Raw genomic sequence first — 20,760 nt, forward strand, 5'->3', positions numbered from 1 at the left:
GATTTTATTGTAATTTATAATATATAAAAAAATTAAATATTATAAAGGTTAATTTATAATATTATAAATTACACTTTATAAATGATGTAACTTGTCTATAATAACTAATTAGTAATTAAGTTATTTAAAGCTCGATGAATAAATCTAAGTTCATTTTTTTATCTGCTATTTCAGGCAATGTACTCGAATATTATGATTTTACGGTATATTCAGTTTTTTCGCTGATTATTGGACAAGTTTTTTTTCCCGGTGAATCGGAATTTATGCGTATTCTTTTAAGCCTTGGGGTTTTTGCGGTCGGTTTTTTGACAAGACCTATAGGGGGCATATTATTTGGTTATATCGGTGATAGATACGGTAGACGTATCGCTTTAATAATATCGATGCTAGGTATGACCGTTCCAACCTTTATTATGGGACTCATACCATCATATGCAAGTATTGGGATTTATGCCCCTATAACATTAGTTATAATGAGGCTTATTCAAGGTTTATGTATTAGTGGTGAAGGAACGGGAGCAGCTATTTTTATCCTAGAACATCATCAAAACTTAAGACCCGGTTTTACGGCAGGTTTGGTTCACGGCTCAAATATTGCCGGTACTTTAATTGCAACATTTATCGGTATTATAATCGAGCGTTATTTTTCTCATATAGATTTTGCTTGGCGTTTTGCTTTTCTGCTTGGCGGATTTATGGGTCTTGCCGGATTTTACTTGCGATTGCGCGTATCGGAAACACCGATTTTTAAAATGCTTGAGAAAAAGAAACAAGTTCTTAAAGCACCTTTTTCCAACGTAATTAGAACTGCTTGGAGATCTATGGTTTTAACCATGTGTATAGGTGCTATCGCTAGTAGCGTTATGTATTTAGTAAAAACTTATATAAATGTTTTCTATTATAATGTAATGCATCTTAGCAATACTATTGCTTTATCATATTTGGCTTATAGTTCGTTTATTGCGATGATAGCGATGCCGCTTGCCGGCGGTACTGCCGATATTATCGGAAAATTTAAAATGGCAATGCTTGTAGGAGTTGCTATCTTAATATTAATCTTACCTACTATGTTACTCATGTCATCAGAAGAGATGTGGCAACAAATTATAGCTCTTACAATGCTTGGTATGCTTGCAGGAAGTATAGCAGGTACGGCTTATATATTCGTTATATCCTTATTTACGGCAGAACAAAGATTTACCGGTGTTGCTTTCAGCTACAATTTTGCAATAGCGATATTCGGCGGAACTTCACCTATTATTTCTCGTTGGCTTGTAGAGCATACAGGCTTATTTTATGCTCCGGCTTTTTATATCATAATCATTGCTGCCGCATTTTTAGTGATTATGTATATGATGAGGAAAGTAATTAAATCGTTGCTTAATAATTATGAACATAGAAAATAAAGAAATAACAAATCGTTGGTTTACTAATTTACGTGATTTATTGTGCAAAGAATTTGAAAAAATCGAAGAAGGATATGCACAGACAAAAGGTTTAAAACCGGCTAAGTTTGTACGCTCAAGTTGGGAGCGTAACGGTGGCGGTGGCGGTGTTATGTCTCTCATGAAAGGAGAAGTATTTGAAAAAGTCGGAGTTAATATTTCTACCGTATTCGGTGAATTTTCTCCCAAATTCCGCAGCGAAATTCTAGGAGCAGAGCTAGACGGAAAATTCTTTGCAACCGGTATCTCTGTAGTTGCACATCTTAAATCACCGTTAATTCCTGCAATGCATTTCAATACTCGTTATATAGAAACTTCTAAAAGTTGGTTTGGTGGTGGTAGTGATTTAACGCCCTTTTATCCGGAAGAACATGAAGCGGCAAAGTTTCATGAAGCTTTTAAAGAAGCGTGCGATAAATATGATCCTAGCTATTACCCTAAATTTAAAAAACAATGTGATGAATATTTTTATCTAAAGCACAGAAAAGAACCAAGAGGAGTAGGCGGAATATTCTATGATTACTTAAATAGCGGTAATTTTGAACAGGATTTCGGTTTTACCAGGGATGTAGGTAAAGCTTTATTAGCGGTATATCCTGAAATCGTTAGAAGCAAGTTATTTTTACCTTGGACTTTAGAGCAGAAGGAATACCAGCTTATAAGGCGAGGTAGATATGTAGAATTTAATCTATTATATGATCGCGGTACTAAATTCGGTTTAATGACTGATGGAAATGTAGAGGCAATATTAATGTCATTGCCACCTGAAGTAAAGTTTAATTGACTTTTTTAAAATCATGACCGAAATAATAAAACGCTATTTCGATGTGTCGAAACCTTTGTCAAAAGTGAGGGTATTTTTCACAAAATCGATGCAATCCTTGGCTTCACGGTCTATAGCAAATTTTTTACTTTGTAAGTTTAGGTGGTAAATAATTTTCTTTTGAGATTACTTTTTTATCGGTTTTATTTTCTAGAGCCGTTTTAGCGTTTTTAGCTATACTTCCTTCTATTTTACCTGCAACCTTATTTTCTTCCATTCCTGTCGCATTATTAGTTTATGCTACCTGACCGAGTAGATAATTCAGCAAGGGCAGTAAAAACTAATTCTGCTTCATTCATGTGATCACGTTTTTGATGTGGCTATAGTTTTTCAGACAGTTAATAATAGACGATATTAATAGTAGGGATAAAAATACCAGATATAAAGCCAAAGATATATCCAGCTGAATTTAAAGAATCAGCGATTAGATTAGCCGGTCGCACCTCCATTTTACAGATGTGGGTATTAAATGCTATACGTTCAATAAGAGTCCCGATGACTTTATCATGAATATCCAATGACTTGGAAAAACAAATTGTTTTACGTGTCAGTCTTTTGCATCTTGTTCTAAGATTTAAGTTACCCCGTTCTATCCGTTGAGTATATTTTTTACTAACAATGTGTTTTTTGGGATCTAATAACCTAGCAGGTCGCGCCCCCGTATTGCAGCTTAGCATGAATAGTCTATAATCCTCAAACAGTAATAAGAGAGAATTATAGTTAAGGAGTTATGACAAGAATATATGTTAAGTGTAGATCAAGAATAGATGTTAAGTGTAGATATTATAACGACACAGAAAAAGTAGTAAAGGCGGGATATTCAATTTCAAAACAACAGAGATATCAATGCAAGCAGTGTAATCGATATTTTCAACTGTAATATATTAATAATGCCTCTAAGCCTGGAGTCAAGACTCAGATAGTAGATATGTCAATCAATGGCTCTGGAGTTAGGGATACAGTAAGAGTATTAAAAGTGGGTATCAATACGGTTATCCGTGTTTTAAAAAAATCTAGCGTTAAAAAAGATAAATCATTCTATCAATACGATAGAAGTAATTATTGCTCCTGAAATAGATGAACAATGGTCTTATGTACAGAATAAATCCAAACAAAGATGGCTTTGATATTCTTTGGATAAGATTTTGTTAAAAGTAGTTGCTTATACTTTTGGTACAAGATGTGATAGCACATCAGAATCATTACTGAAAAAAACTGGAGGATTTTAAGGTTACTTTTTACTTTACAGATGGATAGGGAAGTTATGCTAGGTTATTAGATCCCAAAAAACACATTGTTAGTAAAAAATATACTCAACGGATAGAACGGGGTAACTTAAATCTTAGAACAAGATGCAAAAGACTGACACGTAAAACAATTTGTTTTTCCAAGTCATTGGATATTCATGATAAAGTCATCGGAACTCTTATTGAACGTATAGCCTTTTAATATCCACATCTGTAAAATGGAGGTGCGACCTAATTTTTCTAGAAAATAGATCAATAACAGTTGCTAAATATAGCCAGCCTTCACCAGTTGGCACATAGGTTATGTCTCCAACCCAATAACAATTAGCAGCATAAACTGTAAACTCTCTATTTAATAAATTAGGAGCAATTTGCTTATTATGATTAGAGTCAGTAATGGCTTTAAATTTACGTTTAGTTTTACATAGCAAATTAGCTTCTTTTATTAGTCTTGCAATGCGTCTCCTACTAGCAGTTATATCTTGCCGTGATAGTTCCTTTTTAATAGGTCTAGTTCCATAATTACCTCTACCTTCTTTAAAGATAATTTCAATTCTGTTTGTTAATTCATTACCTTCTTTAACCCTATTACATCCAAGATTATTTAACCATTCATAATAACCATTACGTGATACTTTCATAAATTTACACATAGCAGAAATGGAAAAATTACCTCTGTTTTCCTTTATCCATGCGTACCTTATTGGGATTCTTTTGCAAAGTACGCGGCAGCCTTTTTAATAGATCACGTTCTTGTGTTACTCTATCTAGTTCTTCTTCAATCTCCTTAATTCATCATACAGATGTTCTTCATATCTCATTACTTCCTTGAGTTTTGAATGTTTATTAACCCAATTATATAGACTATACTTCGTAATTCCTAGTTCTCTAGCTGTTTGAGCAAAAGGTTGCTTAGACTCAATAGCTAATCTAATCGCTGATTCTTTAAATTCAGCTGGATATATCTTTGGCTCTATATCCGGCATTTTTATCCCTACTGTTAATATCGTCTATTATTAACTTTCTGGAAAACTATAGCTGCATCATATAGCCGAGTTGCGGTATTTCACGTTCTAAATAGGTCATGATAAAAAATTGCCTCCAGTTCATGCTACTATTATCTGAAGTACCAAGAAAGCTATCGGGAAAGTTACCTCTAAGCCATAATAAATTATCATCAATATACCCGGCTTTTCTAACTTCTTGAACATTGAAACCATAAAGCTGAGTATAAATTATACGACCTGCTAATGATTCTGAAGAATGCTTTAATAATTCTTTAGAAGCAGAACCAAGAAGTAAGAATTGTTTGACTTTTTTCCTTGCTGACGCCTTTCGTCAATAACACTACGTAAAACTTGAAAAAGCTGAGGCATTCTTTGAATTTCATCAATAATAACTAAATGGTTAGAATGAGCTTGAAAGTAAAGCTCGGGATCAGATAATTTTGCCAAATCTAAAGGTTTCTCTAAATCTAAATATAAAGGTGCGGGAGATATTGCTTCTGCTATTTCCTTTACTAAAGTAGTTTTACCTACTTGTCTTGGTTCTAAAATAGCTACTGCTGAAAACTCATTTAAAAAAGATCCAATTTCTTTTGCTAAAAAACACTCAATCACTATCCATGCAAATTTAATATCCAACGTTAAATTTGCATGGATATAACCAATGCGTCAAGATTTTAGTTTAAAGATTGATCAAGTTAATTAAATATAGTATAATATAAAACTTTTTATATTATACTCGATGAACTTCAAAAATTGGCGTTGTCGTTCTACAAGAGCTTCGGTACTCACGTATTAAGTATACGCTTCGCTCCTCGACTTGAGAACTCCTTGCTCTTTTTGAAGCTGATCTCCGTATACTAGGCTATGTGAAGGAAAATTAAATTAATTTTCTTTCACGCAGCCTATGCTTTTAGTTTAAATATATGTATGTAAAATTATGAGTAAGAAGCTTTATATTAAGACCTACGGATGTCAGATGAATGTTTATGACTCCGTTAAGATGCAGGATTTGCTTTATCCTTTCGGTTATGAACCCACGGAAAATATTGAAGAAGCAGATGTTATTATTCTAAATACCTGCCATATCAGAGAGAAAGCAGCCGAGAAAACTTATTCAGAACTTGGGCGTATTAAGAAACTGCAAGATACAAGAAAAAAACAAGGCTTAAGCTCTGCAATAATAGTTGTAGCCGGTTGTGTTGCACAGGCGGAAGGCGAAGAAATTTTCACAAGAACCCCTTATGTCGATATTGTAGTGGGACCGCAATCTTACTATAATTTACCGGAATTAATCTCTAAAGTCGTCAGACACGAAAAGCATTTAATCGATCTTGATTTTGTTGAAGAAGCAAAATTTGATAATTTACCGGAACAATTATATCCGCAAGGAGCGAGTGCCTTTATATCGGTACAAGAGGGGTGCGATAAATTTTGTACTTTCTGCGTAGTACCTTATACAAGAGGTGCTGAATTTTCAAGAAATGTAGAGCAGGTTTACAGAGAAGCGCTAAAAGTAGTTAGTAGTGGTGCTAAAGAGATAACCCTACTCGGTCAAAATGTTAATGCCTATCACGGCAAAGGTCCTGCAGATAAAATATTTAGTCTAGCCGATTTACTGGGACATCTAGCACAAATTCCAAATTTAGAGAGATTGCGTTATATGACATCACACCCGATAGATATGACGAATGATCTGATAAAACTACACGGCACTGAGTCTAAATTAATGCCGTTTTTACATCTACCGACGCAATCGGGTTCAAATAAAATATTAAAAGCAATGAACCGTAAGCATGATCGGGATTATTATTTTGATATAATTAGCAGATTAAGAGAAGCAAGGCTCGATATAGTTCTATCCTCTGATTTTATTGTCGGGTTTCCCGGTGAAACAGATGAAGATTTTGAAGATACTTTAGATTTAGTACGCCGAGTAAAATACGGTCAGTGTTATTCATTTAAATATAGTCCTCGTCCAGGTACTCCTGGAGCAACTAGAACTGATCAAGTCCCTGAGCATGTAAAATCAGAGAGATTAACTATATTACAAAAAGAACTCACTAGTCAGCAGCTAGCTTTTAATGAAAGTTGTGAGGGTAGTATTATGCAAGTTCTATTCGACCGCAACGGTAAATTCGACGATCAAATAATAGGTAAAACTCCATACATGCAGTCCGTATATATCCAAAATTCTAATAAATCTTTACTTGGCAAAGTTGTTGATGTAAAAATTACTAAAGCATCAAGTAATAGTTTAACCGGTGAGATAATATAAACCATGTATAAATCTCTGTTTTTTTGTTTAAAAATCTTTGCCGTACTTATTTTAGTAGGTTGTGGAATTACTGCTTATATAATATATCATTATTCACGTGATTTACCTGATTATTCACAGCTTACACGTTATTATCCCCCGTCGGTAACTCGTATCTATTCTCATGACGGAAAATTAATGGAAGAATATGCTTTTGAGCGTCGTGTATTTGTACCGATCAATAGCGTACCAAGTTCATTAATAGAAAGTTTTATCGCAGCTGAGGATAAGAATTTCTATAACCATCCCGGTGTTGATTTGCTTGGAATAATTAGAGCAGCATTTTTAAATATATCTAATTATCTACATCATAGGCGTATGGAAGGAGCTTCCACTATTACGCAGCAAGTGGTCAAAAATTTTCTACTAACTAACGAGGTTTCCCTTGAACGTAAGATTAAAGAAGCGATCCTTTCTTATATGATTTCAAGAGTATTTACTAAGAATCAAATTTTAGAATTATATCTTAATCAAACATTTTTTGGTCGAGGTGCATATGGTGTTGCAACAGCCGCACAAAATTATTTTAATAAATCGGTAGAAGAACTTACCATTGCAGAATCAGCTTTTATTGCAGCACTGCCTAAAGCTCCTTCCGAACTTAATCCTGAGAAAAATTATGCTAGAGTAAAAGGGCGTCGTGACTATGTAATAACACGTATGTTTGAAGACGGTCATATAACAAGAGATGCTGCGAAAGAAGCCATAGAAAGTCCAATAATTTTACGCAAACGAGCTAAAGAAGAAACGGTTACGGCTGATTATTATGCCGCACAAGTGCGAGAAGAAGTAATTAAAATGCTAAATAGTAAGGAAGAATTTTATACAGGCGGGCTTACTATTATTACTTCTTTAGATGCAAAGATGCAAAAATTTGCTGAAGATTCATTCCGAAAAGGTCTTAGGGAGTTTGATAGAAAGCTTGGTTTTAGAAAACCTATTACTAATATTTCTCTTGATAATTGGCAAGAAGAGTTAAAAAAATTACCTACACCTCAATCGCTTTTAGAGTATAAATTAGCTGTAGTTCTAGATGTAGCCGATAACAAGGCTGAGATTGGACTTATAGATGGCTGCAAATCTAAGATCCCTATTGCTGAAATGAAGTGGGCAAGAAGTAACCTTAAATCAGTTAAGGCTTTGCTTAAAAAAGGTGATGTAATAGTGGTTGAACCTATAAAAGAAGATCGGAATACCGAAGATACTTCAAAAGTTGGAAGCCAAATAAGCGGTAAGCCTGCGGAGCGTAGAAAGCTACGTGAGCAAAGGCGAATCCCGAAATTTGACGTACCAAATCTTGAAGTATCAAAGGTACATGCCCTCCGCCAGATCCCTGAAGTAAATGGTGCTATTATGGTTATGAACCCAAATACCGGACAGGTACTTGCAAGCGTCGGCGGTTATGATTTTTCCGCAAGTAAATTTGATAGAGTGACTCAAGCACTTCGTCAACCAGGTTCTTTGAGTAAAACCTTTGTTTATCTAGCGGCTCTTGAAAACGGTATTAAGCCGAATCAGATTTTTAACGATGGACCTATTGAGATTTCGCAAGGCCCTGGGATGCCTAGTTGGCGTCCTAAAAATTATGAAGGTAAGTTTTTAGGTGAAATCACTATGCGCGCTGGACTTGAAAAATCCCGTAATCTTATAACCGTAAGAGTAGCAACTGCCGTTGGGCTTACAAAAATTGTTGATATAATTAAGCGCTTCGGTATTAATAATGAACCGAAAAAAGTCTATTCTATGGTACTTGGTTCAATTGAAACAACACTTAGCAGAATGACTAATGCTTATGCAATTATTGCTAATGGCGGTAAGAAAGTTGAACCTCATTTTGTAGAATTAATTAAAGACCGTAACGGTAAAATTATTTATAGGCGAGATGATAAAGAATGTTCTTCTTATAATGTTTCAGATAGCAATCTAGATACTGCAATATTAGAAATACCCAAAGAAAACATCTATAGAGTTACGGATGAAGCTAGCGACTATCAAATTACCTCGTTTTTAACAGGGGCAATAGATAGAGGAACCGGCCATGCTGCTAAGAAGTTAGGAAAAATTATCGGCGGAAAAACCGGTACTAGTAACGATAGTAAAGATACGTGGTTCGTAGGTTTTACACCAAAAATAGTAGTTGGTAGTTATGTTGGCTACGATACACCGAAAGAGCTTGGCAAAAGAGCAACGGGTTCAAACGTTGTATTGCCGATCTTCATTGATTTTATGAGTAACGCTTATAAGGATGAACCGGTATTGCCTTTCAAAGTCCCAGATTCAATAAAATTACTAGCCGTAGATAGAGCGACCGGTAAAATTACACCAAGCGGCACAGTTATGGAAGCATTTAAAGTAAATAATGTTCAGATGCTTGAGAACGAAGATATGATCGATAATCACGATAATAATGATATTTTTGATTATGTACCGAGTATAAAAGATCAGTCCCAAGAGATTTACTAGTATTATACGAAATGTGTTAAAATCGTCATTGCGAAGCCATGAAGTGGCTGTGGCAATCCAGTAAAAATAATAAAAAAATTCTGATTTACAGAATTTTTTACTGGATTGCTTCGTCAAAACTTACAACTTTTTCTCGCAATGACGAAAAACAGACCATACAGACAAAACCACCTATTTTTATTTTAACCTATGAAAAAAATTATTTTATATTTAACTGCCTTAATATCACTTACTATATCTTTTATAACTAAAGGGGATTGTTTTCCAGTTAAAGAAAATGATAAATTTATAAAACAAGAAGGTAGTTGCGAGTCCCGTTATGCCCCATGCTCAACATTTAAAATTGCTATAAGTTTAATGGGTTATGATGATAGGTTTTTAATTGATGAAACTCATCCAAATTACCTTTTAAAGAAGGATACGCTGACTATCTTGAAGTTTGGAGGCGGTCTCAAACACCTAAAGACTTGATGAAGAATAGCTGTGTTTGATACTCTCAGGTTATTACCAAAGAATTAGGTATTGAAAAATTTTGTGATTATGTAACAAAATTTAATTACGGTAATCAGTATATTTCCGATGATAAAGGTAAAAATAGCGGCTTAATCAATGCGTGGCTTTCTAGCTCTTTAGAAATTTCGCCGGAAGAACAATTAGCTTTTCTTCAAGAGCTAGCAGAGAATAAATTACCTGTAAGTGTTAAAGCCCAAGAAATAACCAAAAATATTTTGTTTATGGAAGATTTTGTAGATGGTTGGAAGCTTTACGGTAAAACAGGTAGCGGTAATAAACTTAGTCAAGATAGAACCGTAAAGTTAAAAGATAAACAAATTGGATGGTTTATAGGTTGGTTACAAAAAAATGGCAGAACAGTTTTTCTTTGTACATTTCATTGAAGATAATAAAACTTATGATCCTTATGCGGGACGACGCTCTAAAGAAGTAGCAAAAGAAAAGCTAAAAGAATTGATAAATAAAGAATTAAAATAAAATTTATTCATGAATAAACTTTCTATAGTTTGGTTGCGGCGAAATTTGCGGCTTCAAGATAATAAATCTTTTGCAGCCGCGCTCTGTAATTCTGATAAAATCCTGCCAATCTTTATTTTTGATGCTATCATTCTAGAAAGATTTAAAAATCCTTACGATAGACGACTTTCCTTTTTAGCAAATACTCTCTGTTTAATTAACGAAGAACTAAAAAAGCTGAAAGGAAAGCTATTAGTATTTCATGGTGACCCTATTGATATTATTCCAAAAATTGTAAGTAGCTTAAAAATTGAAGCTATTTATGCTGATGCCGACTATGAGCCAAGTAATATAGAGCGGGATCAAAAAGTAGGAAAGCTATTGGGCGATACGCTTCATCTATATTGTGATCATTTACTTATAAAACCTGATAAAATTTTAAAAAAAGACAATAAACCGTATAAAGTGTACACTCCTTATATGCAAGCTTTCCGTAAGTTTATATCGGATAGCGGAACTATAGAGCATAATAAGTTATTAACGCAGTATTGCTATAATTTAGAAGGTAAATTATATACACCGAAAGATATAGAGCTAAGTATTATTGATCTAAATAAAGGTGAAAGCGAAATTTTAAAACAAATCGGCTATATTTATAAAGAAGATGAACTCTGGCAGCCTAAAAATGCTAAGAGTGCTCTAGATAAATTTATTGCAAGAAGAATAAATAATTACAAAACCAATCGAGATTTTTTATATCTTAACGGCACAAGTACCGTTTCACCTTATTTAAGATTTGGACTTATATCCATAAGAGAATGTTATCGTAAAGCTTTTGCTGTTAGCTCAAGCCTTAGCGGTATAACTTGGATTAACGAGTTAATTTGGCGTGAATTTTATGCAGCTATTTTATATCATTTTCCAAATACCGTTAATGAAGAGTTTCAAGAGAAATATCGTCATAAAATACCTTGGAGCAAAAGAGAAGAATATCTTGATAAATTTATTAATGCAGAAACCGGTTATCCTATAATAGATGCCGCAGTTAAACAGCTAGTTTGGGATGGCTGGATGCACAACAGAGCAAGGATGATCGTTGCTAGTTTTTTCAGTAAAAATTTACTTTTAGATTGGCGTAAAGGCGAAGAATTCTTTGCACAGTATCTTATGGATTATGAGCTTGCTTCCAATGTGGGAGGGTGGCAATGGGCAAGCTCTTGCGGTACTGACGCTCAGCCTTATTTCCGTATATTTAACCCTTATACTCAGGGTAAGAACTTTGATGTGGATAGCGAGTACATCAAAAAATATTTACCTGCCTTAAAAAATACCCCTTCTCATATTATCCATAATGTAAATTTCCATAAAATGTATGATAATTATCCAAAGCCGATAGTCGATTACGGGTTATCAAGAGCAAGAGCTATTGAGACATTTAAAAAGATGGCAGAAATACATGAGGATCTACCTTTATCCAATGTTGCTATGAAACTTGATAAATAAAGAATTAAAATAAATCTCAATTTTGCGATATCAATATAATCAATGCCCCTTAATTTTTATTTTCGCGGAACAACCAACAGTGAATTTACTATTGGTTGTTGATTAAAAAGCAAGAATCTAAGTTATCTATACAAGGGTACCCCCGTCTTCATAGGAGACTCCGGTCATATCTACCGCAGTATAATCATTATCTGAGGTATTGCCGCTAAGCAGAGAGTGATTTTCAGTAGCATCTTCAGACGCTTTAGGTTCTTCAGATCTGTTAGCTTCTTCTTCAGCAATATATTTTTGTAACTGAGCTTTTTTTGCGTTTTTATTTCTAACATACCAAGTTAATCCTGCAACTATTGCTACACCTATAACAGTAATTCCAGCTATACCATTTTTTATATACGGAGCAACTAAGGAAGTATCGGTATCACTATCATCAGACATATTTTCTTGAGGATTATAAGTTGAATTGAAAGAGGTATTAGTAAGGTTTGCTACGGTGTTATTAATTAAATTTATTCCAGTTTCAGTCCAGCTTTCAGTATTATTAGAAAAGATTGATTCAGAAATTTCAGCAGCAGAGTTTGTTATTGTGTTATTAACTGCATTAGTCGCCATTTCAGATAAATATTCTGTTACGGACTTTGTCCAACCCTCGGTTGTACTAGTAACGCTTGATTGCGTAGTGTTGGATATCGGGTTAGCGATTAAATTCTTTATTTCTGAAGAAATTCCATTCAAATTATTTCCTTTAAGTACCTCAAATATTTCGCATCCTTTACTATAACCCATAATAATATGGTTATTAGCTGCTGCAGTATTAAGTATATGCTCAATAGTTGGGTTTAAAATTTTAGTATAATTTTGTACATCAGAATAATAGCGAAAATTTTCTTGACACATTTTAATCAACGATTCCTCATACATAAAAGTCTTATTACCTTGTTTGTTAAGTATATAATCCCGTACATCATCTCCATTATCATTAACTGCAGTAATAATAGCCTCATCTACAGTTAACGCTTTCTTTACTTTGAAAAGCCCTCTAAATATTAGGTCCACTATATTACTATTTAATAATTCAATTCCTTTGCTACACTCTATCGCTGCCATATTGTTTTTAGGACAATTCGAGACAATTAAATTTTTTGTAGTAGGATTTATATAATAATTTTCTCCGTTATATCCTATTTGAAGCATATTATATTCTTGATCCCCAATTGTTTTTCTTATTGTAGTAATTCTTGTCACAGTGGTTAAAAATGAATTTAATTGATGTATCATTTTGCTACCCCCTCGGATTTTTAAAATTGAAGGGGCATAATAAGTAGTACTTATTTGATAGTCAAGAAATTTTTAACAAAAATTAATAATTAATATACAAACATTGCAATTAGGTAAAATTATACGAATTTCAATATTTCTTGAAGTATCTAAAAAAATGTTATAAAGTCAAAAAGTTCATAGAAATTTGAGGGTATTATGCAAGTAGTAAAAGCTTTAGAGCAAATTTTAGCAGATAGTTATGCTTTATATTTTAAAACACAAAATTATCATTGGAATGTGGAAGGAGCAGAATTTAGAAGTTTACATCTATTATTTGAAGGACAGTATGAAGATTTAGCTGAAAGCTTAGATGAGCTTGCCGAAAGAATAAGATCTCTAGATGCTAAAGTTCCAGTATTATCAAACTTGATAAAGTTTGCATCTATAGATGAGCCAAATCCAAACGCAACAGCAAATGAAATGCTTAAAAGCCTTAAAAAAGATCAAGATATTATTAGAGATACATTATATAAAGGGCTTAAAGCAGCACAAGCAGAAAGTGATGAGGGTACAGCCGATATGATTATTGGAAGGATTAAGGTGCATGAAAAAAACAGATGGATGCTGAAGAGTAGTATAGTTTAGTGTCATTCCCGCGTAGGCGGAAATCCAGTACTCTAAAGCTTTTTAAAAGCTCGCTTTACCCTAGATTCCTGCTTTCGCAGGAATGACATAGACCCAAATATAAACAAAACTAACAAAATAAAAATAAAATGGAACAATATGATATAGCCGTTATAGGCGGTGGTCCAGGCGGATATGTTGCGGCAATTAGAGCGGCACAATTAAAGAAAAAAGTTGTATTAATAGAAAAAGAACATTTGGGCGGGGTGTGTCTTAATTGGGGATGTATACCGACTAAATCTTTACTTAAATCTGCTGAGGTTTTTGAATATATAAAACACGCTAAAGATTATGGTGTTGAAACTAAATCTGCTGAAGTTAATATTAAGAAAATAGTAGAGCGTTCAAGAGAGATTTCAGGTAAGCTTGCAGGCGGTGTTAAATTATTGCTCAAGAAAAATAAAGTTACCGTGATAGACGGAGTAGCAAGTCTTGCAGGAAATAAGATAATAAATATAGATGCTCAAGGTAATAAATCGCAGCTAAAAGCAGATAATATTATTATAGCTACCGGAGCAAGACCTAGGGTGTTAAAAGGATTTGAGCCTGACGGTAAGCAAATTTGGACTTCTAAAGAAGCTATGATACCGCAGCATGTGCCGAAATCTATGATTATTGTAGGTTCAGGTGCGATAGGTATAGAATTTGCTTCGTTTTATAATAGTATCGGTGTAGAGGTTACCGTAATTGAGGCTCATACTAGAATATTATCAGTGGAAGATACAGAAATTTCAGGACTTGCTCATAAGAGTTTTGAGAAGAAAGGTATAAAAATTATTACTAATGCAAAGTTAATTAAGCAAACAAAATCAAAAGATAAGATAGAAGTTGAGTTAGAGTTATCCGGCAAAACACAAAAATTACAGAGCGAAATCCTGCTTATGGCAGTAGGTATTACGGCAAATACAGAAAGTTTAGGGCTTGAGAAAACCAAAGTTAAAGTAGAAAACGGCTATATAACTACTAATGGATTAATGCAAACTGCGGAATCAGGAATTTATGCTATAGGCGATGTAGCTGGAGTGCCTTGTTTAGCTCATAAAGCAAGCCATGAGGGAATTATTGCAGCGGAAAGTATAGCCGGTTTAAAGCCGCATGCTATCAATAAGCATAATATACCGGGTTGCACTTATTCTTTGCCGCAAATAGCAAGTGTCGGCCTTACAGAAGAAGCGGCTAAAGCTTTAGGTTATGAATTAAAAATCGGTAGGTTTCCTTTTATGGCTAATGGCAAGGCTTTAGTGAGCGGTGATAGTGATGGTTTAATAAAAACTATATTTGATGCTAAAACCGGTGAGTTGCTCGGTGCTCATATGATAGGTTCGGAAGTTACGGAATTAATACAAGGATATGTGGTTTCAAAAAATTTAGAAGGGGCGGAGCTGGATTTAATTAATACTATCTTCCCACATCCTACTTTATCGGAAATGATGCATGAGTCGGTGTTAGCTGCTTATGATAGGGCGGTACATATATAAGTAATTCATATGCATAATAAATATTATTCTAACCTAGATGTATTAAGAGGTTTAGCATGCTTGTTAGTATATTTTAACCCTTCTCATTTAGCTATACATAAAATATTTGGTTTTGAATCTTCACTGCTTATCGATGGTGCAAATGAGGTTTATTTATTTCTTGTTATTAGCGGTTTTATTACTACTGAAAGTTTTGATAAGCAATATAAAAAATAAATAATTTTTCTTTGAAAGAATTTTTGTTAACAGTTAAGGCAAATCAAGAAAAGATATATTATTTTTGGTACAATAGATGATGCGACTATAGTTTTCCAGAAAGTTAATAATAGACGATATTAACAGTAGGGATAAAAATGCCGGATATAGAGCCAAAGATATATCCAGCTGAATTTAAAGAATCAGCGATTAGATTAGCTATTGAGTCTAAGCAACCTTTTGCTCAAACAGCTAGAGAACTAGGAATTACGAAGTATAGTCTATATAATTGGGTTAATAAACATTCAAAACTCAAGGAAGTAATGAGATATGAAGAACATCTGTATGATGAATTAAGGAGATTGAAGAAGAACTAGATAGAGTAACACAAGAACGTGATCTATTAAAAAGGCTGCCGCGTACTTTGCAAAAGAATCCCAATAAGGTACGCATGGATAAAGGAAAACAGAGGTAATTTTTCCATTTCTGCTATGTGTAAATTTATGAAAGTATCACGTAATGGTTATTATGAATGGTTAAATAATCTTGGATGTAATAGGGTTAAAGAAGGTAATGAATTAACAAACAGAATTGAAATTATCTTTAAAGAAGGTAGAGGTAATTATGGAACTAGACCTATTAAAAAGGAACTATCACGGCAAGATATAACTGCTAGTAGGAGACGCATTGCAAGACTAATAAAAGAAGCTAATTTGCTATGTAAAACTAAACGTAAATTTAAAGCCATTACTGACTCTAATCATAATAAGCAAATTGCTCCTAATTTATTAAATAGAGAGTTTACAGTTTATGCTGCTAATTGTTATTGGGTTGGAGACATAACCTATGTGCCAACTGGTGAAGGCTGGCTATATTTAGCAACTGTTATTGATCTATTTTCTAGAAAAATTATAGGATGGTCTATGAGTAATAACATGAGAGCTGATTTGGTTAATAATGCTTTATTAATGGCAATATGGCAACGTAAACCAGCAAAAGGGCTTATTTGGCATACTGATAGAGGTAGTCAATATTGTTCTGATAGTCATTTAAAAATTATAAAACAACATGGTATCAAACAGAGTATGGGTCGTAAAGGAAATTGCTTGGATAATGCTGTTGCTGAAAGTTTCTTTCATACTATAAAAACAGAATTAATGTATCAATATAAATTTAAAACTAAGGAGGAAGCAAAATATGCCATATTTGAATATATAGAGGTATTTTATAACCGTATCAGAATGTATTCTGCTAACGATTATTTATCACCAGTAAGATATGAAGAGATACAAAATTGCGCTTAAACAACTGTCCGGAAAAGTGTTGACAGATCAAAATGTATTAGACTTGGACCTGCACTTTGTCTATCCTTAGTGTGCTGTGTATTACTAATGTTAAGATTTGGAATAAAAAATCATGATATTTTTGCAGCAGTTGAAAGTTTTATAAAATACATTATTGGTCTTATTTTACTTGATAATATAGTAGCAGATTGGTCAAGCCTGTTAGCAAATTTTCGTGTAATTTTGGTAGGAGTTACCTGGTCTCTTACTTGTGAAATATTATTTTATTTAATATTTCCATTTATAATTGTTTTTGCAAGGCTTAAAAATATTTTGCTGTTGCTTGTTATTGGAACATTTCGAATAAATATATATCGCGGAAGTAATGAAGTATATTTTAGTGAATTTGGTCATTTCGATGCTTTTTTAGGAATATTAATTAGCTTTTACAATAGGCAAGTAAATATTAAGAGTAAAATATTAATATTTTTATATATCTCTTCTTTAGCCATTATATTTTTTATTTCCCCGCGTACTACAGAAAAAAGCGGCGGTTATTTCCATGTATTATTAGCATGTAGTTTTTTTAGTATATAGTGTAACATTAAATAAAGATATTATAAATTTATCAATTATGGATAAGATATTAGGTTTTATAGGTCGTAGATCTTATTTCATATATTTGATGCATTTAACTATAGCGTATGTAATGAGAAAGCTGCTTAATTGTTTATTTACATATTCCGCTGATTATAGTCTTTACTTAAACAAATTAATATTAAAAGATGATATAAAAATATTGCATTTTCAAAATATAATTATTTGTTTTATAGTAATTATTTGTGCTGATTTGTTTTATAGACATATAGAGCAGTCCTTTATAAAAAAAATTTAGAAGTATAATTATGACTCAAAATAATTTAATTGAGAATTATGCTGTAGCGTTATTTAACAATGCTAAATCTGATAATATCCAAGATAAGATATTTGAAGAAATTACCTTAGTGAATCGTATTATTGAGGATAGTTTTGAGATTAAAGAATTTTTATTTTCTCCTACAGTAAATAAGAATGATAAAATTAATGTGGTTAATTCGTTAGTAAAAAATATTAAATTTAACAAAATAGTGAATAATTTTTTATTACTATTGATAAAAAATTCCCGTACTACTATCTTATCAAATATAGTAAAGGCTTATAATAAATTATTGTATGAAAGTAGAAATATAAAGATAGTTCAAGTTATTTCTGCAAATAAGTTACAACCTAAAGAACAGGAATGGATAAAATCAAAGATTGAGAAAGAATTAGACCGAAAAATAGAAGTAGTGTTTGATATGGATCATACTATTATTGGCGGTATTGTAATTAAATATGATAGTATGTTGCAAGATTACTCAATAAAAGGTAGTTTAGAGAAAATAGCTAAGAGTTTGAAGAAAGTTAAGGTTTGTTAATGTCATTCCCGCGAAGGCGGGAATCCAGAAAAGCAACCTTAATATTTTGATAAAATAATCATATAAAAATAGGTTTTTATATGATTATACTGGATTCCCGCCTTCGCGGGAATGACATACATGCATATTAGGAGCTATCCCACATGAAATTAAAGCCTATTGAAGTAGTTGAAATATTACAAAAGGAAATAGCTAATATTAATTGCTTAAGTGAACTTGAGGAAGTAGGGCAGGTAATAACCGTCGGTGACGGTATTGCTAAAATTTACGGTCTTGCTAATGTAAAATACGGTGAAGTAGTAGAATTTAAATCAGGTGTTAAAGGTCTTGTTTTAAACTTGGAAAATGATAGCGTTGGCGCTGTAATTATGGGAGACGATAATGAAGTACAGCAAGGCGACCTAGTCAAAAGAATCAAAGAAGTTTTAGAAGTACCTATAGGAAAAGCTTTGCTTGGTCGCGCGGTTGATGCTCTTGGTAACCCTATTGACGGCAAAGGCGATATTGCAAGTAAAGAGTACAGACATATCGAGATGAAAGCCCCTGGGATAATAGAAAGAACGAGCGTTAGCGAACCCGTGCAAACCGGAATAAAAGCTATAGATTCGTTAATTCCAATAGGCAGAGGGCAAAGAGAGTTAATAATCGGTGATAGGCAAACCGGAAAAACAGCTATAGCGGTCGATACTATTATTAATCAAAAACAAGCACACTCACTTACTAATGAAAGTGATAAAATTTATTGTATTTATGTAGCTATTGGGCAGAAAAGATCAAGTGTTGCACAGATAGTAAAAAAACTAGAAGATGCTGGAGCAATGGACTATACAATCGTTGTTTCAGCTACCGCATCAGAAGCTGCAGCTCTTCAATTCATTGCTCCTTATTCCGCCTGTAGCATGGGCGAATATTTTCGTGATAACGGCATGCACGCACTTATTATTTATGATGATTTAAGTAAGCATGCTGTCGCATATAGACAAATCTCATTATTACTTAGAAGACCGCCTGGGCGAGAAGCTTATCCTGGTGACGTATTTTACTTGCATTCAAGATTGCTTGAGCGAGCCGCTAAAATGTCAGAGGAAAAAGGCAGCGGCTCACTTACTGCTCTTCCTATAATCGAAACTCAAGCAGGTGACGTATCCGCATACATCCCGACAAATGTTATTTCAATTACAGACGGTCAAATTTTTCTAGAAAGCGAGCTATTTTATAAGGGCGTAAGACCGGCTGTTAATGTCGGTATTTCAGTAAGCCGCGTTGGTTCTGCTGCGCAAATAAAAGCTATGAAGCAAGTGGCAGGTTCGGTAAAGCTAGAACTTGCTCAATTTAGAGAGCTTGAGTCTTTTTCGCAATTTGGATCAGATCTAGATCCTGCAACTAAAGCACAAATCGATCACGGTAAAAGATTAGTTGAGATACTAAAACAAGCGCAATATAATCCTTTTCCGGTAGAAGAACAAATAGTAAGTATTTACGTCGGAACTAAGAAATATTTAAATGATGTACCGCTTCAAAAAGTAAAAGAATTTGAAGATAAAATGCTGACGAAAATAAGGTTAAATAAAAAAGATATTTTGGAATCAATAAAAACCGAGCAGCGTATAACTGAAGAAACCGAGCAGAAGCTAAAAGCATTTTTAGAAAATTTTGTTAAGGAATTTGTTAAAGCCGGTTAATTAGTGTTATGTTATTACCGTACTCTATGTCATTCCCGCCTACGCGGGAATGACATAGAGTTTTAAAAAACCAAAAAACTATATGTCAAATTTAAAGCAGCTAAGAACTAGAATTAAAAGCGTCAAATCTACGCAAAAAATTACTAAAGCAATGCAACTAGTATCAGCTTCTAAAATGGCAAAAATAAAAAATCAAATAGCCAATTCAGATTTTTATATTGAGGCTATTACTAAAATGATGTCTGATATATTATCGATTGATATATATGAGTTATCTATAGAGGAGCAGAAATTTTTTAATACTGTACCGAATAAAGCAAATTTATTGATAGTTATGACGTCGCAGCGTGGTTTATGCGGAACATTTAATTATAGCATAATTAAACAAGTTAAGAATGATATTAAAGAGTTAGAAAATAAAGGCGAGCAAATAAAACTTATCATTATCGGAAAAAAGGGTTACGAAACACTAAAAAGACAATATGCAAATTATATTGATAGTTATTTTGAGTTACCCAAAATTCATGATGAAAATCTGATGCTACAAGTAAAACAAAAAATTATGTCGGCAGCCTATAATTTGGAAATTAGTAATTGTGTTATATATTTTAACAAATTTAAAAACGCAATGACTCAAATTATGACTAAGCAGCAGATTTTACCGGTAGAAAAATATCATGACGATTCTGCAATAGATAATGATTATTATGAATATGAAGGAGAAAATTTAATTTCTAATTTAATTAATTTATATGTGAATTCCCAAATAAATTATGCTTTACTACAAAATAGAGCTAGTGAAGAGGGAGCGAGAATGGCTGCCATGGAAAATGCAACAAATAACGCTAATGATTTAATAAGTAAGTTAGTTTTAAAGCTAAATAGATCAAGACAAGCTATTATTACTACCGAGTTAATAGAGATTATAGCCGGTTCAGAGGCTGTGTAGATAT

Annotated in this window: 24 protein-coding genes and 1 pseudogene; 19 read left to right on the forward strand and 6 right to left on the reverse strand. The window is 33.2% G+C overall.

The features are described from left to right. The first annotated feature begins 134 nt into the window (after positions 1-134). Positions 135-1,406 carry an MFS transporter gene (locus tag AAGD46_RS00880; protein WP_341787394.1) on the forward strand — a complete coding sequence of 424 codons (1,272 nt, stop codon included), beginning with the start codon at positions 135-137 and terminating at the stop codon, positions 1,404-1,406. Then, positions 1,390-2,229: an oxygen-dependent coproporphyrinogen oxidase gene (gene hemF, locus AAGD46_RS00885; protein WP_341787395.1), complete on the forward strand. Its 840-nt coding sequence runs from the start codon at positions 1,390-1,392 to the stop codon at positions 2,227-2,229. The genes AAGD46_RS00880 and hemF overlap by 17 nt, the downstream gene beginning before the upstream one ends. Before the next feature lie 124 nt (positions 2,230-2,353). On the opposite strand, the gene AAGD46_RS00890 is transcribed toward hemF, so the two are convergent. Together AAGD46_RS00890 and AAGD46_RS08475 are read right to left on the reverse strand one after the other, a co-directional pair. Next, positions 2,354-2,485 (reverse strand): phage antirepressor protein, encoded by a 132-nt coding sequence (locus AAGD46_RS00890; RefSeq protein ID WP_341787396.1) that lies wholly within the window; start codon positions 2,483-2,485, stop codon positions 2,354-2,356. A 121-nt stretch (positions 2,486-2,606) separates the two neighbouring features. Continuing rightward, positions 2,607-2,945: an IS1 family transposase gene (locus tag AAGD46_RS08475; protein ID WP_410525939.1), complete on the reverse strand. Its 339-nt coding sequence runs from the start codon at positions 2,943-2,945 to the stop codon at positions 2,607-2,609. A 251-nt stretch (positions 2,946-3,196) separates the two neighbouring features. On the opposite strand from AAGD46_RS08475, the gene AAGD46_RS08480 reads away from it, so the two are divergent. From AAGD46_RS08480 to AAGD46_RS08490, 3 genes are all read left to right on the forward strand, one after another. Further along, positions 3,197-3,340 (forward strand): IS1-like element transposase, encoded by a 144-nt coding sequence (locus AAGD46_RS08480; protein ID WP_341786690.1) that lies wholly within the window; start codon positions 3,197-3,199, stop codon positions 3,338-3,340. A 1-nt stretch (position 3,341) separates the two neighbouring features. Further along, positions 3,342-3,395 carry a hypothetical protein gene (locus AAGD46_RS08485; RefSeq protein WP_410525952.1) on the forward strand — a complete coding sequence of 18 codons (54 nt, stop codon included), beginning with the start codon at positions 3,342-3,344 and terminating at the stop codon, positions 3,393-3,395. 166 nt (positions 3,396-3,561) lie between these two features. Then, positions 3,562-3,717 (forward strand): IS1 family transposase, encoded by a 156-nt coding sequence (locus tag AAGD46_RS08490; RefSeq protein ID WP_410525951.1) that lies wholly within the window; start codon positions 3,562-3,564, stop codon positions 3,715-3,717. Here the strand turns inward: AAGD46_RS08490 and AAGD46_RS00905 are convergent. The 3 genes from AAGD46_RS00905 to AAGD46_RS00915 all read right to left on the reverse strand — a co-directional run bounded on the left by AAGD46_RS00905 (position 3,695) and on the right by AAGD46_RS00915 (position 5,158). Beyond that, positions 3,695-4,225 (reverse strand): IS3 family transposase, encoded by a 531-nt coding sequence (locus AAGD46_RS00905; RefSeq protein WP_341787858.1) that lies wholly within the window; start codon positions 4,223-4,225, stop codon positions 3,695-3,697. The two genes, AAGD46_RS08490 and AAGD46_RS00905, sit on opposite strands and share 23 nt — an antisense overlap. A gap of 57 nt (positions 4,226-4,282) precedes the next feature. Next, on the reverse strand, positions 4,283-4,501 hold the full coding sequence (locus AAGD46_RS00910; protein ID WP_341786903.1) for a transposase: 219 nt from the start codon (positions 4,499-4,501) through the stop codon (positions 4,283-4,285). Between the two features lie 282 nt (positions 4,502-4,783). Continuing rightward, on the reverse strand, positions 4,784-5,158 hold the full coding sequence (locus tag AAGD46_RS00915) for an AAA family ATPase (protein ID WP_341787397.1): 375 nt from the start codon (positions 5,156-5,158) through the stop codon (positions 4,784-4,786). Positions 5,159-5,459: 301 nt separating this feature from the next. Here AAGD46_RS00915 and miaB point away from each other — a divergent pair, with 301 nt between their 5' ends. From miaB to AAGD46_RS00940, 5 genes and pseudogenes are all read left to right on the forward strand, one after another. Further along, positions 5,460-6,797: a tRNA (N6-isopentenyl adenosine(37)-C2)-methylthiotransferase MiaB gene (gene miaB, locus AAGD46_RS00920; RefSeq protein WP_341787398.1), complete on the forward strand. Its 1,338-nt coding sequence runs from the start codon at positions 5,460-5,462 to the stop codon at positions 6,795-6,797. A 3-nt stretch (positions 6,798-6,800) separates the two neighbouring features. Then, positions 6,801-9,299: a PBP1A family penicillin-binding protein gene (locus AAGD46_RS00925; protein ID WP_341787399.1), complete on the forward strand. Its 2,499-nt coding sequence runs from the start codon at positions 6,801-6,803 to the stop codon at positions 9,297-9,299. A gap of 189 nt (positions 9,300-9,488) precedes the next feature. Continuing rightward, positions 9,489-9,770, forward strand: coding sequence for a penicillin-binding transpeptidase domain-containing protein (locus AAGD46_RS00930; RefSeq protein WP_341787400.1), 282 nt, complete (start codon positions 9,489-9,491; stop codon positions 9,768-9,770). Between the two features lie 50 nt (positions 9,771-9,820). Then, positions 9,821-10,289, forward strand: a pseudogene (locus tag AAGD46_RS00935) (penicillin-binding transpeptidase domain-containing protein). A 9-nt stretch (positions 10,290-10,298) separates the two neighbouring features. After that, entirely contained in the window at positions 10,299-11,771 is a 1,473-nt protein-coding gene (locus tag AAGD46_RS00940; RefSeq protein ID WP_341787401.1) for a deoxyribodipyrimidine photo-lyase, read from the forward strand. A gap of 126 nt (positions 11,772-11,897) precedes the next feature. Here AAGD46_RS00940 and AAGD46_RS00945 read toward each other — a convergent pair whose 3' ends face one another. After that, the gene (locus tag AAGD46_RS00945) at positions 11,898-13,046 is read right to left on the reverse strand and encodes a hypothetical protein (RefSeq protein ID WP_341787402.1); all 1,149 of its coding nucleotides are present in this window, start codon (positions 13,044-13,046) and stop codon (positions 11,898-11,900) included. Between the two features lie 198 nt (positions 13,047-13,244). On the opposite strand from AAGD46_RS00945, the gene AAGD46_RS00950 reads away from it, so the two are divergent. From AAGD46_RS00950 to atpG, 9 genes are all read left to right on the forward strand, one after another. Beyond that, the gene (locus tag AAGD46_RS00950) at positions 13,245-13,673 is read left to right on the forward strand and encodes a Dps family protein (protein ID WP_341787403.1); all 429 of its coding nucleotides are present in this window, start codon (positions 13,245-13,247) and stop codon (positions 13,671-13,673) included. A gap of 128 nt (positions 13,674-13,801) precedes the next feature. After that, positions 13,802-15,190 carry a dihydrolipoyl dehydrogenase gene (gene lpdA / locus AAGD46_RS00955; RefSeq protein WP_341787404.1) on the forward strand — a complete coding sequence of 463 codons (1,389 nt, stop codon included), beginning with the start codon at positions 13,802-13,804 and terminating at the stop codon, positions 15,188-15,190. A gap of 9 nt (positions 15,191-15,199) precedes the next feature. Then, positions 15,200-15,406 carry a hypothetical protein gene (locus AAGD46_RS00960; RefSeq protein ID WP_341787405.1) on the forward strand — a complete coding sequence of 69 codons (207 nt, stop codon included), beginning with the start codon at positions 15,200-15,202 and terminating at the stop codon, positions 15,404-15,406. A 137-nt stretch (positions 15,407-15,543) separates the two neighbouring features. After that, positions 15,544-15,762: a transposase gene (locus tag AAGD46_RS00965; protein ID WP_341786903.1), complete on the forward strand. Its 219-nt coding sequence runs from the start codon at positions 15,544-15,546 to the stop codon at positions 15,760-15,762. Between the two features lie 105 nt (positions 15,763-15,867). Beyond that, the gene (locus AAGD46_RS00970) at positions 15,868-16,689 is read left to right on the forward strand and encodes an IS3 family transposase (RefSeq protein ID WP_341787859.1); all 822 of its coding nucleotides are present in this window, start codon (positions 15,868-15,870) and stop codon (positions 16,687-16,689) included. An 87-nt stretch (positions 16,690-16,776) separates the two neighbouring features. Continuing rightward, positions 16,777-17,265 carry a hypothetical protein gene (locus AAGD46_RS00975; RefSeq protein ID WP_341787406.1) on the forward strand — a complete coding sequence of 163 codons (489 nt, stop codon included), beginning with the start codon at positions 16,777-16,779 and terminating at the stop codon, positions 17,263-17,265. A gap of 308 nt (positions 17,266-17,573) precedes the next feature. Continuing rightward, positions 17,574-18,125 (forward strand): ATP synthase F1 subunit delta, encoded by a 552-nt coding sequence (gene atpH / locus AAGD46_RS00980; RefSeq protein ID WP_341787407.1) that lies wholly within the window; start codon positions 17,574-17,576, stop codon positions 18,123-18,125. 143 nt (positions 18,126-18,268) lie between these two features. Then, a complete protein-coding gene (gene atpA, locus AAGD46_RS00985; RefSeq protein WP_341787408.1) occupies positions 18,269-19,807 on the forward strand; it encodes a F0F1 ATP synthase subunit alpha in 1,539 nt (512 codons plus the stop codon). Between the two features lie 82 nt (positions 19,808-19,889). After that, the gene (gene atpG / locus AAGD46_RS00990; RefSeq protein WP_341787409.1) at positions 19,890-20,756 is read left to right on the forward strand and encodes an ATP synthase F1 subunit gamma; all 867 of its coding nucleotides are present in this window, start codon (positions 19,890-19,892) and stop codon (positions 20,754-20,756) included. The last annotated feature ends 4 nt before the right edge of the window (positions 20,757-20,760 follow it).

The sequence above is a fragment of the Rickettsia endosymbiont of Cantharis rufa genome, assembly GCF_964026445.1.
GTDB lineage: Bacteria > Pseudomonadota > Alphaproteobacteria > Rickettsiales > Rickettsiaceae > Rickettsia.

Excerpts from the sequence above, each read along its gene's own strand:
- AAGD46_RS00975 (WP_341787406.1), top strand. The coding sequence starts at position 16,777 with ATGTTAAGATTTGGAATAAAAAATCATGATATTTTTGCAGCAGTTGAA.
- atpA (WP_341787408.1), top strand. The coding sequence starts at position 18,269 with ATGAAATTAAAGCCTATTGAAGTAGTTGAAATATTACAAAAGGAAATA.
- hemF (WP_341787395.1), top strand. The coding sequence starts at position 1,390 with ATGAACATAGAAAATAAAGAAATAACAAATCGTTGGTTTACTAATTTA.
- atpG (WP_341787409.1), top strand. The coding sequence starts at position 19,890 with ATGTCAAATTTAAAGCAGCTAAGAACTAGAATTAAAAGCGTCAAATCT.
- AAGD46_RS00925 (WP_341787399.1), top strand. The coding sequence starts at position 6,801 with ATGTATAAATCTCTGTTTTTTTGTTTAAAAATCTTTGCCGTACTTATT.
- atpH (WP_341787407.1), top strand. The coding sequence starts at position 17,574 with ATGACTCAAAATAATTTAATTGAGAATTATGCTGTAGCGTTATTTAAC.
- miaB (WP_341787398.1), top strand. The coding sequence starts at position 5,460 with ATGAGTAAGAAGCTTTATATTAAGACCTACGGATGTCAGATGAATGTT.
- AAGD46_RS00880 (WP_341787394.1), top strand. The coding sequence starts at position 135 with ATGAATAAATCTAAGTTCATTTTTTTATCTGCTATTTCAGGCAATGTA.
- AAGD46_RS08480 (WP_341786690.1), top strand. The coding sequence starts at position 3,197 with ATGTCAATCAATGGCTCTGGAGTTAGGGATACAGTAAGAGTATTAAAA.
- AAGD46_RS00945 (WP_341787402.1), bottom strand. The coding sequence starts at position 13,046 with ATGATACATCAATTAAATTCATTTTTAACCACTGTGACAAGAATTACT.
- AAGD46_RS00890 (WP_341787396.1), bottom strand. The coding sequence starts at position 2,485 with ATGGAAGAAAATAAGGTTGCAGGTAAAATAGAAGGAAGTATAGCTAAA.
- AAGD46_RS00960 (WP_341787405.1), top strand. The coding sequence starts at position 15,200 with ATGCATAATAAATATTATTCTAACCTAGATGTATTAAGAGGTTTAGCA.
- AAGD46_RS00950 (WP_341787403.1), top strand. The coding sequence starts at position 13,245 with ATGCAAGTAGTAAAAGCTTTAGAGCAAATTTTAGCAGATAGTTATGCT.
- AAGD46_RS00910 (WP_341786903.1), bottom strand. The coding sequence starts at position 4,501 with ATGCCGGATATAGAGCCAAAGATATATCCAGCTGAATTTAAAGAATCA.
- AAGD46_RS00930 (WP_341787400.1), top strand. The coding sequence starts at position 9,489 with ATGAAAAAAATTATTTTATATTTAACTGCCTTAATATCACTTACTATA.
- AAGD46_RS00965 (WP_341786903.1), top strand. The coding sequence starts at position 15,544 with ATGCCGGATATAGAGCCAAAGATATATCCAGCTGAATTTAAAGAATCA.
- AAGD46_RS00940 (WP_341787401.1), top strand. The coding sequence starts at position 10,299 with ATGAATAAACTTTCTATAGTTTGGTTGCGGCGAAATTTGCGGCTTCAA.
- lpdA (WP_341787404.1), top strand. The coding sequence starts at position 13,802 with ATGGAACAATATGATATAGCCGTTATAGGCGGTGGTCCAGGCGGATAT.
- AAGD46_RS08475 (WP_410525939.1), bottom strand. The coding sequence starts at position 2,945 with ATGCTAAGCTGCAATACGGGGGCGCGACCTGCTAGGTTATTAGATCCC.